Source organism: Luteibacter sp. KNZ12-1A, assembly GCF_056755675.1.
Genome location: NZ_JBPGXU010000113.1, coordinates 1 through 11,807, shown reverse-complemented (window position 1 = coordinate 11,807; position 11,807 = coordinate 1). Strand labels below are relative to the sequence as shown.

General features: G+C 67.8%; 15 protein-coding genes. 9 read left to right on the top strand and 6 right to left on the bottom strand.

All coding sequences use genetic code 11. The features are described 5' to 3' along the window. A partial coding sequence (gene msrA / locus ACR9ZJ_RS16815; protein WP_481288389.1) for a peptide-methionine (S)-S-oxide reductase MsrA occupies positions 1-583 on the top strand: 583 nt, incomplete at its 5' end. A gap of 255 nt (positions 584-838) precedes the next feature. Here the strand turns inward: msrA and hutU are convergent. Beyond that, complete coding sequence (gene hutU, locus ACR9ZJ_RS16810; protein ID WP_481288388.1) at positions 839-2,512, bottom strand: urocanate hydratase; 1,674 nt, start codon at positions 2,510-2,512, stop codon at positions 839-841. Between the two features lie 84 nt (positions 2,513-2,596). Next, complete coding sequence (locus ACR9ZJ_RS16805; RefSeq protein WP_481288387.1) at positions 2,597-3,010, bottom strand: hypothetical protein; 414 nt, start codon at positions 3,008-3,010, stop codon at positions 2,597-2,599. A gap of 54 nt (positions 3,011-3,064) precedes the next feature. Between ACR9ZJ_RS16805 and ACR9ZJ_RS16800 the strand changes: the two genes are divergently transcribed. The 3 genes from ACR9ZJ_RS16800 (at position 3,065) to ACR9ZJ_RS16790 (ending at position 5,524) form a co-directional block, all read left to right on the top strand. Further along, positions 3,065-4,327, top strand: coding sequence for an alkaline phosphatase family protein (locus ACR9ZJ_RS16800; RefSeq protein ID WP_481288386.1), 1,263 nt, complete (start codon positions 3,065-3,067; stop codon positions 4,325-4,327). Positions 4,328-4,362: 35 nt separating this feature from the next. Continuing rightward, positions 4,363-4,755, top strand: a complete 393-nt coding sequence (locus ACR9ZJ_RS16795; protein WP_481288385.1) for a putative signal transducing protein — start codon at positions 4,363-4,365, stop codon at positions 4,753-4,755. A gap of 67 nt (positions 4,756-4,822) precedes the next feature. Beyond that, positions 4,823-5,524, top strand: a complete 702-nt coding sequence (locus ACR9ZJ_RS16790) for an arginyltransferase (RefSeq protein ID WP_481288384.1) — start codon at positions 4,823-4,825, stop codon at positions 5,522-5,524. Here ACR9ZJ_RS16790 and ACR9ZJ_RS16785 read toward each other — a convergent pair. From ACR9ZJ_RS16785 to pdxH, 3 genes are read right to left on the bottom strand one after another with little or no spacing between them, the layout of a single operon-like run. Continuing rightward, complete coding sequence (locus ACR9ZJ_RS16785; protein ID WP_481279668.1) at positions 5,521-6,321, bottom strand: cobalamin-binding protein; 801 nt, start codon at positions 6,319-6,321, stop codon at positions 5,521-5,523. The genes ACR9ZJ_RS16790 and ACR9ZJ_RS16785 overlap by 4 nt on opposite strands. Beyond that, positions 6,321-6,761, bottom strand: coding sequence for a secondary thiamine-phosphate synthase enzyme YjbQ (locus ACR9ZJ_RS16780; RefSeq protein ID WP_481279667.1), 441 nt, complete (start codon positions 6,759-6,761; stop codon positions 6,321-6,323). The genes ACR9ZJ_RS16785 and ACR9ZJ_RS16780 overlap by 1 nt, the downstream gene beginning before the upstream one ends. Before the next feature lie 13 nt (positions 6,762-6,774). After that, positions 6,775-7,362, bottom strand: coding sequence for a pyridoxamine 5'-phosphate oxidase (gene pdxH, locus ACR9ZJ_RS16775; RefSeq protein WP_481288383.1), 588 nt, complete (start codon positions 7,360-7,362; stop codon positions 6,775-6,777). A 23-nt stretch (positions 7,363-7,385) separates the two neighbouring features. Here pdxH and ACR9ZJ_RS16770 point away from each other — a divergent pair, with 23 nt between their 5' ends. Continuing rightward, positions 7,386-8,198, top strand: a complete 813-nt coding sequence (locus ACR9ZJ_RS16770; RefSeq protein ID WP_481288382.1) for a kinase — start codon at positions 7,386-7,388, stop codon at positions 8,196-8,198. Between the two features lie 199 nt (positions 8,199-8,397). On the opposite strand, the gene ACR9ZJ_RS16765 is transcribed toward ACR9ZJ_RS16770, so the two are convergent. Beyond that, positions 8,398-9,240, bottom strand: coding sequence for an SDR family oxidoreductase (locus ACR9ZJ_RS16765; RefSeq protein WP_481288381.1), 843 nt, complete (start codon positions 9,238-9,240; stop codon positions 8,398-8,400). A 7-nt stretch (positions 9,241-9,247) separates the two neighbouring features. Here ACR9ZJ_RS16765 and ACR9ZJ_RS16760 point away from each other — a divergent pair, with 7 nt between their 5' ends. The 4 genes from ACR9ZJ_RS16760 to ACR9ZJ_RS16745 all read left to right on the top strand — a co-directional run. Further along, a complete protein-coding gene (locus tag ACR9ZJ_RS16760; protein ID WP_481279663.1) occupies positions 9,248-9,778 on the top strand; it encodes a shikimate kinase in 531 nt (176 codons plus the stop codon). Beyond that, positions 9,778-10,845 carry a 3-dehydroquinate synthase gene (gene aroB / locus ACR9ZJ_RS16755; protein WP_481288380.1) on the top strand — a complete coding sequence of 356 codons (1,068 nt, stop codon included), beginning with the start codon at positions 9,778-9,780 and terminating at the stop codon, positions 10,843-10,845. Before ACR9ZJ_RS16760 ends, aroB begins: the two co-directional genes overlap by 1 nt. 58 nt (positions 10,846-10,903) lie before the next feature. Beyond that, positions 10,904-11,167, top strand: coding sequence for a WGR domain-containing protein (locus ACR9ZJ_RS16750; protein ID WP_306850677.1), 264 nt, complete (start codon positions 10,904-10,906; stop codon positions 11,165-11,167). Next, on the top strand, positions 11,157-11,807 hold a 651-nt coding region (locus ACR9ZJ_RS16745), incomplete at its 3' end, for a uroporphyrinogen decarboxylase family protein (protein ID WP_481288379.1). The genes ACR9ZJ_RS16750 and ACR9ZJ_RS16745, both read left to right, overlap by 11 nt.

The following is an 11,807-nucleotide window of genomic DNA, read 5'->3' as shown; positions in this document are numbered from 1 at the left end:
AGATGTGTATAAGAGACAGTCCCCTGCCCGCCCCCACCATCGATGCCTCGCCGGCGGCTGTTTCTGGGGTGTCGAAGGGGTGTTCCAGCACGTGCGCGGCGTGAAGAGCGTGCGCGCCGGTTACGCCGGTGGCGACGCCGCCCACGCGAACTACGACGATGTCAGTGACGGGGACACCGGCCATGCGGAATCCGTGCGGGTGGTGTACGACCCCGCCCAGGTCACCTATGGCCAGTTATTGCAGGTGTTCTTCTCCGTGGCCCAGGACCCGACCCTGCTGAACCGCCAGGGGCCGGATGTGGGCACGCAGTATCGTTCGGCGGTCTTCTATGCCACGCCAGAGCAGAAGAAGGTGGCCGAGGCGTACGTGACCCAGCTCACCGCGGCGCATGCGTTTGCGGCGCCGATCGTGACCGAGGTGACGCCGCTGAAGGCGTTCTATCTCGCCGAGGATTATCACCAGGACTACATGCGGCTGAACCCGGATGCGATGTACATCGTGGTGAACGACCGGCCGAAGGTACTGGCGCTGCAGCGGCTGTATCCGCAGCGGTATGTGGCTGGCTGGGCTAACGGGCGCTGAGGCGAGACTCGCGGGCGTTGAGGCGGCCCCGGATCGCCGCTGAAGCGGCTCCCACAAGGGCATCGCGGACAGGGTGGGTTCCGCAAGGTTGAATCGCCGACAGGGTCGGCTCCCACCAAAGCATGCAGCCTCGGCTTCGGTGGAAGCCGGCCAGTCGGCGATGCTCCTGGCCCTGGTGGGAGCCGACCCTGTCGGCGATGCTCTTGTGGGAGCCGCTTCAGCGGCGATGTCCTCACCCCATCGACATCGACACTCTCACCCCACCATCGGCAAGTTCAGCCCCTGCTCCCGCGCACAGCCGATCGCCTCCTCATACCCCGCATCCGCATGCCGCATCACGCCGGTCCCCGGATCGTTCCACAGCACCCGTGCGAGCCGCTTGTCCGCCGCCTCGCTACCGTCGCAGACGATCACCACGCCGCTGTGCTGGCTGTAACCCATGCCCACGCCGCCGCCATGGTGCAGGCTCACCCAGGTCGCGCCGCCGGCCACGTTGAGCATGGCGTTGAGCAGCGGCCAGTCGCTGACGGCGTCGCTGCCATCACGCATCGCCTCGGTCTCGCGGTTCGGGCTGGCCACCGATCCGGAATCCAGGTGATCGCGGCCGATGACCACCGGCGCCTTCAGCTCGCCGTTGCGGACCATCTCGTTGAAGGCCAACCCGAGGCGGTGGCGCTGGCCCAGGCCTACCCAGCAGATGCGCGCCGGCAAGCCCTGGAAGCTGATCCGCTCGCGCGCCATGTCCAGCCAGCGGTGCAGGTGCGGGTCGTCAGGAATCAGTTCCTTCACCTTGGCGTCGGTCTTGTAGATGTCCTCCGGGTCGCCCGACAGCGCCACCCAGCGGAACGGGCCCACGCCGCGGCAGAACAACGGGCGGACGAACGCGGGCACGAAACCGGGGAAGGCGAATGCCTCGGCCAGGCCCTCGTCCTTGGCCATCTGGCGGATGTTGTTGCCGTAGTCGAACGTCGGCACGCCCATCGCATGGAACGCGAGCATCGCTTCCACGTGCTTGCGCATGGAGGCCTTCGCCGCCCGCGAGGTGCCGGCGGGGTCGGATTTGCGCCGATCGAACCACTCCTCCACCGTCCAACCGGAAGGCAGGTAGCCGTTGACCGGATCGTGCGCGCTGGTCTGGTCGGTGACGGCGTCCGGACGCACGCCGCGACGGACCAGCTCGGGAAGCACGTCGGCGGCATTGCCGAGCAGCGCCACGGAAACAGCGCGTCCTTCCTTCGCGTAGCGTGCGAGGCGCGCCAGGGCGTCGTCCAGGTCGGTGGCCTGCTCGTCGACATAGCGCGTCTTCAGCCGGAAATCGATGCGGCTCTGCTGGCACTCGATGGTGAGCGACGATGCCCCGGCCAGGCTCGCGGCCAGTGGCTGCGCGCCACCCATGCCGCCCAGGCCGGCGGTGAGGATCCAGCGACCGGCGAGGCTGCCGCCGTAATGCTGGCGACCCATCTCCACGAAGGTCTCGTAGGTGCCTTGCACGATGCCCTGCGAACCGATGTAGATCCACGAGCCAGCGGTCATCTGGCCGTACATCATCAAGCCCTTGCGATCGAGCTCGTTGAAGTGCTCCCAGTTCGCCCATGCCGGCACGAGGTTGGAATTGGCGATGAGCACGCGCGGCGCGTCCGGGTGCGAGGGGAACACGCCCACGGGCTTGCCCGACTGCACCAGCAGCGTCTCGTCGTCGCGCAGGTCGCGCAGGCTGCGCAGGATCGCGTCGAAGCATTCCCAGTTGCGCGCGGCGCGGCCGATGCCGCCGTACACCACCAGTTCCGCCGGATTCTCGGCGACCTCCGGATCGAGGTTGTTCTGCAGCATGCGGAACGGTGCCTCCGTCAGCCAGCTGCGGCAGGTCAGTTCGCTGCCGCGCGGGGCACGGACGGTGCGGGTGGTGTCGATGCGCGTGACTGCGGTCATCGGGGGAGACTCCGTCGATCCAGGGAATCGCCGATTATGGTCCCGCGCCGCGACACCTCGCCATACGCGTCGCAGCAATGCCGTTCAATGGCCGGCGGAACCGCTCCGCGCGGGCACGGTCTGCGTCGCCTCCGGCCGCTGCAGGGTCTGGTACCGGCGTACCGCGTCGTCCTGGCGCGCCCGGTACAGCTGTTGCTGGCTGCGGTCCGCGTTATCCAGCTGGTTGCGCAGGGCCGGATCGGTGGCGTTGGCGCGCTGCCGGTCCAGGTTCTCCTGGCGCAGCTGTTCGCGCAGCGCGTTCTGGTTCAGGCGGTTCTGCACCTGCTGCCGGTCGACCTGCCGCTGCCATTGCTGGTTGGGCGTGGGCGTGGTGATGACGACCGGTTTCGGACGCGGCGGCGGCGCCGCGGGCTTCGCCGGCTGGGTTTGCGCCACCGCGAACGCGGGCAGCATGGCGACCAGCCATGCCAGCAGGATATTGCGTGATGAATTGGTCATGGGACTCGTCCATCATAGAAGGATTGTTCTGTCACATAGCGTAAGTCCCCGCCCATGAACGTCACGTTGCCCCGCTGCGGCGCACTCGTCGTGCTGCTCCTGGTGGCCCTGTCCGGATGCGCCACGCGTCCCGCCAAGCCCGCTGTTTCGCCGCCGCCGTCGCAGGCCGTCCTGCTGGTTTCCATCGACGCCTTCCGCGCCGACTACATCGACCGTGGCCTCACCCCCAACCTCGCGGCGATGGCGCGCGATGGCGTGACCGCGCCGTACATGCTGCCGTCGTTTCCGTCGCTCACCTTCCCGAACCACTACACCCTGGTGACCGGTCGCGTTCCCGATCGCAACGGCATCGTCAACAACACGATGCGGGACGCGACGCTGGGCAATTTCAGTCTTTCCAACCACGCGGCGACGAGCGACGGGCGCTGGTGGGACCAGGCCGAGCCGATCTGGGTGACGGCACAGAAACACGGGCTGCACACGGCGACGATGTTCTGGCCCGGCACGGAAGCGGCCATCCACGGCGTGCGTCCGGACCACTGGATTCCGTTCGACGATTCTCTGACCTCGCGCCAACGCGTGGACAAGCTCATGTCGTGGATCGACGAGCCCGGCCCGAAGCCGGTGTTCGATACCTTGTACTTCGATGCGGTGGACCACGCCGGCCATGAATCCGGTCCGAATTCAGAGCCGTTGAACGCGGCGCTGCGCGAGGTCGACGACGCCATGGGTTACCTCGTCGCGCAGCTGCGCCAGCGCGGGCTCTACGACACGATGAACATCGTCGTGGTCTCCGATCACGGCATGGCCGACGTTCCGCGCGGCAACATCGTGTTCGCCGACCAGGAAACCGATCTCGACGCGCTCGACGCCGTGTCCTATGGCGTGGTGTCCACCTTCAACCCGAAACCCGGCGTCGATGGCTCCCGGGCGGTGGCACGTCTCCTGGGCCCGCACGAGCACATGCGTTGCTACCGCAAGGAAGACCTGCCCGCACGTCTCGACTACGGCCGGAATCCGCGCGTACCGGCGTATATCTGTCTCGCCGATACCGGCTGGGCGATCATCAGCCACGACGTGCTGGCCAAGCGGACGATGCCCATGTCGCGTGGCGAGCACGGCTACGACAACCTCGACCCGACCATGCGCGCGCTGTTCATCGCCCACGGGCCGGCCTTCGGGCGGGGCGTGACGATCGCGCCCTTCCCGAACGTCGACGTCTACCCCTTGCTGGCCCACCTGCTCGGCATCGCGCCACTGGCCAACGACGGCGACCTGGAGCGGGTGGAGGGCGCACTGGCCCCGGCGGCGCATTGACGTCGCCGGACGGGCAAATCCCGTAGAATCCGGCCATGCGCGAAATCTATACGTCACCCCGCCAGGACAACATCGACCGGATCGTCGCCCTGCTCACCGAGAACGGTATCGACACCTCGGTGACCAATCGATCGAGCTGGAACCGACCCACCTACCAGCGCTTCAGCTATTCGCAGCGCCAGGACGACCGCGACTCCTGGCCGAAGGTCTGGGTGCAGAGCGCCGACGACTTCCCGAAGGCGCGTGCCCTGCTCAAGGAGATCGGCATCGAGCCGGTGGTCCGCTTCCAGGAGGAACTCCAGCTGCACCGCCAGCCGGATCGCCGGCCGGCCGCCCAGCGCACCGCCTCGCGCGTTCGCCTCATAGTGCTGGCCATCGTCGCGGGGGTGATGCTCGTCGTCGTGCTCAAGGCCACGCAGGTGCTCTAGATGGGCGGCGCTTGAGCAGACACCTCGCGGTGACGCGGCCTGCGCCATGGCGCTATAACATCGCTACATGACCGACCGTGTCCGCCTGTTCCAGACCCTGCCGCACACCTGCGGCTATTTCGCCGAGCGGACGGCGCAGAACCTCGTGGTCGATCCGGGCGCGCCGCACCTCGACAGGCTCTATGGCCCGGCCCTCGCGAAGGGTTTCCGCCGGGCCGGCGGCCACCTTTACCTGCCGCAGTGCGCCGCCTGCCAGGCCTGCGTGCCGTGTCGCATCGATGTCGACGGTTTCGTCGCCGATCGCGGCCAGCGACGCTGCCAGAAGCGTAACGCGGATCTCACGGTCACCGAACAGATGCCCGGCTTCACCCACGAGCGGCATGCCTTGTATCAACGCTACCTGCACGCGCGGCACAGCGGCGGCGGCATGGATGCGGCGGATGCGGAAGACTTCCAGCGATTCCTCGCCGCGCCGTGGAGCCCCACCCTCTTCCTCGAGTTCCGCCTCGGCCAGCGCCTGCTCGGCGTCGCCGTGACGGATGTGGCGCTGGCCGGCGTTTCGGCCGTCTATACGTTTTTCGACCCCGACGAAGACGCGCGCAGCCTGGGCACCTTCGGCATCCTGCAGCAGGTGGAGCTGGCCAAGCGCCGAGGGATACCGTACGTGTACCTGGGTTTCTGGATAGCCGGCCATCCCAAGATGGACTACAAGCGCCGCTTCCATCCACTGGAAATCCGCAAGCACGGCCGCTGGATCGCGATGCCCTAGCCGCGCGTCGCCCATCGCGCGATCACCGCGTGCAGGGCCTCGATCCCGTCGAACAGCGCGGCGGGTCCCGGTTGCAGGATGATCGGCGACTTGATCTCGTGCAGTTCACCGTCACGCACGGCCGGCATATCGCTCCAACCCGGCCGCGAGGCGACATGCTCCGGCCGGAAGCGTTTGCCGCACCACGAACCGAACACGATATCCGGCGCGCGACGCACCACCTCGAGCGGATCGGCCAGGATGCGCTGTTTCGCCAGCGGCTCTTCGAGCAATTCGGGGAAGACATCGTCGCCACCCGCGATGCGCACGAGTTCCCCCACCCAGCGAATGCCCGTGATGAGGGGATCGTCCCATTCCTCGAAATACACCTTCGGCCGGCGCGGCAACGTCGCGGCAAGCGCGGCGATCCTGGCCAGGTTTTCCTCGGCGCGCACCGCCAGCGCCTCGGCCTTCGCCGTCGCGCCCACCATCGCGCCAAGGCGGCGGATGTACGCGACGATGCCGTCCACGCTGCGGTGGTTGCTGATCCACACTTCCACGCCGGCACGGATCAGTTCCCGGGCGATATCGGCCTGGAGGTCCGAGAAGCCGATGGCGAGGTCGGGCTTAAGGTCGAGGATCTGGCCGATCTTCGCACTGGTGAACGCCGATACCTTGGGCTTCTCCTTGCGCGCCCGCGGCGGCCGCACGGTGAAGCCGGAAATGCCGACGATGCGATGATCCTCGCCGATGGCGTAGAGGACTTCGGTCGGTTCTTCCGTGAGGCAGACGATGCGTTGCGGATAGGCGTCCGACATCAATGTCCCGAAACGGTCACGGTGATCTTGCGCTGGTGCGCCTCGTGGCGGTGCTCGTAGAGAAACACGCCCTGCCAGGTTCCCAGCAGCGGCTTGCCGTTGTGCACGGGAATCGAGAGCGACACGCCCGTGAGCACCGAGCGCACATGCGCCGGCATGTCGTCAGGGCCTTCGTCGCGGTGGCGGAACAGCGGATCGCCGTCGGGGACGAGCCTCGCGAAAAAACGTTCCAGGTCGGCGACAACGGTGGGATCGGCATTCTCGCCGATCAACAGCGATGCGCTGGTGTGTTGCACGAAGACGTGCGCGATGCCGGTCGATACGCCGCTGACCGAGACGACCTCGGCGATACGGTCGGTCACCTCGCTCAGCGAGCGCCCATGCGTATGCACGGTGAACGTGGTCTGCGCGACATGCTGGACGGGCTGGGCTCGGCTCATGGGAAGGCTCCGGTCACGGATAAAGCAGGTGGCTGGACCAGCTTGTACCGTCCCCGGCGTGCACGATCCGTTCGTGCAGACGGAACGTGGCGCCGTACCAGAACTCGATGCGGTCCGGCTCCACGAGGTACCCGCCCCAATGCGGCGGACGCGCCACCTCGCGACCTGCGAACTCCCTTTCGTAATGTGCCACGCGGTCTTCGAAGGTTTGCCGGTCCGGCAGTTCCTGGCTCTGCTTCGAGGCCCAGGCACCGATCTGGCTGCCGCGCGGGCGACTGGCGAAATAAGCGTCCGACTCGGCCTCGCCGACCTTGCTGGCACGGCCCTCGAAGCGAACCTGGATGCCCTCGCGGATCTGCTTCCAGTGGAAGCACAACGCCACCTGCGCGTTCTGCGCGATCTCGCCGGCCTTGGCGCTTTCGTAGTTGGTGAAGAAACGCAGGCCATTCTCGTCGATCGCCTTGAGCAGGACGATGCGCGAATGCACGCGGCCGGTACGGTCGGCCGTGGCGAGGGTCATCGCCGTGGGTTCACGATCGCCGCTGGCCTTGGCCTCGTCGAGCAGGCCGCGAAAGGTGTCGAGTATCTCTGGAGTGAGCATGACGATGGACTATGCTGTCGGCCATGGAATCCACCGATGCTAGCACGCTGGCCGCCAGCGTCCTCGGACGTTTCGCCGCAGCGATCGAGCATGCGTCCCGGCCCTTCGTCCTGGGCATTTCCGGCTTGCAGGGCAGTGGCAAGAGCACCCTCGCCGCGGCGTTGATCGAGGTCGCGCGCGAGCGCGGCTGGGGGGCGGTGGCGATGTCGCTCGACGATGTCTACCTGACCCGCGCCGAGCGGGAAGCGCTGGCTGTCGAGGTGCATCCCTTGCTGCGTACCCGCGGCGTTCCGGGCACGCATGACCTGGTCTTGCTCGGCTCCACGCTCAGCGCGCTGGAGAGGGCGTCGCCCGAGCGCCCGGTACCGATACCTCGTTTCGACAAGGGGCGCGACGACCGCTACGAGGAGGCGCAGTGGCCCGCGATCGCGGAGCCGCCCCGGCTGGTGGTCCTGGAAGGATGGTGCCTGGGCGTGGAGCCGGCCGAGCCGGACGAACTCGCCGAACCGTTGAATGCGCTGGAGCGCGAGGACGATGCGGATGGCTGGTGGCGGCGCTGGGTCGATGCGAGGCTCGCGGGTTACCGTTCGATATGGGAACGCCTCGATGCCCTGGTGGTGTTGCAAGCCCCCTCGTGGGAGGTGGTGGCGACATGGCGTGACGAAGCCGAACGCCCGTTGCGGGAACGCGGCGAACCGCGGGCGATGAACGAGGTGGAGCTTTCGAGGTTCCTGCAGCATTACGAGCGGATCAGCCGGCGGGCGTTACGGTCGCTGGAGGGGAAGGCCGATGTGGTGTTGCGGCTTGACGAGCACCGGCGCGTTTGTCGCCGCTGAAGCGGCTCCCACAAGGGGGCCTTCCTTCCACCGGGGCTGGTCTCTGCCGGCCGTGACTGTGGGAGCCGCTTCAGCGGCGATGTGGGCTTGCCTCAGGCTGGCCCGCTGCCGCGGGATCGCCGACAAGGTCGGTTCCCACCAGCTGCTTCCCATCAGGCTACCCGCGCGATGCTCGGTGGGAGCCGACCCTGTCGGCGATTCAGGTCAGCGCGGCGTAGCCGTCCCGTGCATCCGGCCACGCGCAGCGGAAGCCCGTCGCGCGAAGCCGCGCGTTCGACAGTCGCTTGTTGCCCACGCCCGCCGGCGCCGGACCATCCGCCGGCAGTGGCGCGCCGATCAGACGAGCCAGATGGTCGTAGAGTTCGTCGATGGGCAAGGGCGTGTCGTCCACGCCGATATAGACCCGCTCCGGCGCGGCGATATCGAGCAGGCACGCGATCGCCGCCGCCGCGTCGTCGACATGGATGCGGTTGGCATAGACCTGCCGCCCTCGGGGCACGGCCGCCTTGCCTTCGCGCAGCCGGTCGAACAATGGCGTGCGGCCGGGTCCGTACAACCCCGCCAGTCGAAGCGATATCCCGCCCACCGGCCGGGCCGCCAGCCAGGCCTCGGCCTCGATCAACACCCGGCCATTGAAGCCCGGCGGCGACGGCGGCGTGTCTTCGTCGATCCACGCACCACCGTGTTCGCCATACACCGCCGACGAGGAGACGAACACCGTGCGCTTCGGCATGTCCGGCAAGGCCTCGATCACATGCCGCAGCCCATCCACGAAGATGGCGCGGTACGCGGCTTCCTCGCGGGCGTCCGGCGCGGGTGAGAAGACCAGGGCATCGATCCTCGGCAAGCCGGCCAGCGTCTCCGGACGGGTGAGGTCGCCGCGCAACCAGACGATGCCGTCGCCGGCGGGCATCTCGCCGCGGCGCAGGGCGAAGACGCGGCGTCCTTCCACGGCCAGCCGCCTCGCCAGGCGCGTGCCGACATCGCCGGCGCCGGCCACCAGGACGGTCTCGTATCTCTGCGCGGGGCTTGTTGCTAGCATGAGCGTGATGAATCCTTCGCCCAACCTGTTCCTGGTCGGCCCCACGGGCGCCGGCAAGACCTCGATCGGACAGCGCCTCGCGGCGCATTACGGCCTGCCCTTCGTCGACCTGGACGTGGAGATCGAGGCACGCTGTGGCGTGACGATCGCCGACATCTTCGAACGCGAAGGCGAGATGGGGTTTCGGGCGCGCGAATGTGCGCACCTGAACGAGTTTAGTCTGCGCGAGGGCATCGTGCTCGCCACCGGCGCCGGCGCCGTGCTCGACCCGGTGAACCGGCAAGCGCTGACGTCCCGCGGCACGGTGCTCATGCTCGGCGTCAGCGTGGAAGAACAACTCGCCCGGCTCGAACACGATACCGCGCGGCCGATGATCGCGGGCCCCGACCGCCTCGGCCGCCTGAAGGCGCTCGCCGAACACCGCAACTACCTCTACGAGGACATCGCCGACCTGATCTTCCACGGCCGCCATGAAAGCGTGGACGATGCGGTGCCGCGTGCGATCGCCCTCCTCGACCGCCACTGGAAGCGCAGCTGATGGAAACCGTCGACGTCGACCTTGCCGGGCGCGGCTACCCCGTCTGGATCGGACCGGGCCTCATCGCCGATAGCGCACGCTGGCGCGCGGCGATTCGCGGCAGGCACGTGTTGGTGGTGAGCAACACCACCGTGGCGCCGCTGTATCTGGACGCGCTGGCGACAGGCCTCGACGGACTGCGCTGGTCGTCCTACCTGATCGGTGACGGCGAAACCCACAAGACCTTCGCCAACGTGGAGCGCGTGCTGGAAGCGCTGGGCGAACTCGGTGCCACGCGCGATGCCTGCGTGATCGCGCTCGGCGGTGGCGTGGTCGGCGATCTCGCCGGCTTCGCCGCCGCATGCTGGATGCGCGGCATCGATTTCATCCAGGTGCCGACGACGTTGCTCGCGATGGTCGACTCCTCTGTCGGCGGCAAGACCGGCGTGAACCTGCCGGTGGGGAAGAACCTGGCGGGCGCCTTCCACCAGCCGCGCGCGGTGGTCGCCGACGTCGACGTATTGCGCACGCTGCCTCAGCGGGAATACCGCGCGGGTCTGGCCGAGATCGTCAAGGGCGCGGCGATCGGCGATCCCGCGTTCTTCGTCTGGCTGGAAGCGCACGCGGACGAACTCGCCAACCGCGAGGCCGCGCCGCTGATCGAGGCGATCGCGCGCAAGTGCCGCTACAAGGCGGGCGTGGTGGCGCGCGACGAAACCGAGCAAGGCGAGCGCGCCCTGTTGAACCTCGGCCACACCTTCGGCCACGCGCTCGAAACCGCCGGCAACTACAGCGAGATCCTGCACGGGGAAGGCGTGGCCATCGGCATGGTGCTTGCCGCCCGTCTGTCGGAGCGCCTGGGCATGTCGCCCGGCGGGGATACCGAACGCCTCGCCGCCCTGCTCCGACGGCTCGGCCTGCCGACCGAGCCGTCGCAGGCGCATGCCGCCAGCCGCTTGCTCGACCTGATGCGGCTGGACAAGAAGAACACCGCCGGCACCTTGCGCCTGATCCTCTGGCGCGGCATCGGCAAGGCCGAGATCGTCTCCGGCGTCCCCGACGCCGACGTGCTGGCCGTACTCCCCTGAAGCAGTCCGCAGGCAAACCGCCTACAATGATCGGCCCTGCGCCAGCCCGGATCGCTCGATGCGGATCTACCTGCAAACCATGCCCGAAGCGGGGACGGAAGCCCCACGCTACGTCCAGATAACGCTCGAACAGGACCTGCTCGGCGGCTGGACCCTGTACCGCGAAAGTGGCGTGCAAGGCGGCAAGGCGATGCTCAAGCGCGAAGTCTATGTCGACCGCGATGCCGCGTTGGCCGCGTTCACCAAGGCGCGCGACGCCCAGATCAAGAAAGGGTTCAAGCTCATGTTCAGCCAGGGCCAGGAGTCGGCGCATGGCCGCTGACGCGCTTCGCAACGACCGTTTCCTGCGCGCCCTGCGCCGCGAACCCACCGACACCACGCCCATCTGGGTCATGCGACAGGCCGGACGTTACCTGCCGGAGTACCGCGCGACGCGCGCCCGGGCGGGCAGTTTCATGGGCCTGGCGACGAATCCGGAATACGCCTGCGAAGTCACGTTGCAACCGCTCGACCGGTTCGAGCTGGACGCGGCGATCCTGTTCTCCGACATCCTCACCATTCCCGACGCGATGGGCCTGGGCCTCTCGTTCGAGCAAGGCGAAGGCCCACGCTTCGCCAAGCCGGTGCGCGACGCCGCGGCGATCGACAAGCTCACCGTGCCGGACATGGACGGCGAGTTGCGCTACGTGATGGATGCGGTGCGCCTGATCCGCAAGGAACTCGGTGGACGCGTGCCCCTGATCGGCTTCTCCGGCAGCCCATGGACACTCGCCTGTTACATGGTGGAAGGCGAAGGTTCGCGTGATTTCGCGCGGGTGAAGGCCCTGGCGTGGAACGATCCCGCCCTCGCCCACCGCCTGCTCGACACCGTGGCGCGCTCCGTGGCCGCCTATCTCGTCGCGCAAGCGCATGCCGGCGCGCAGGCGCTGATGATCTTCGACACCTGTCTCTTATACACATCT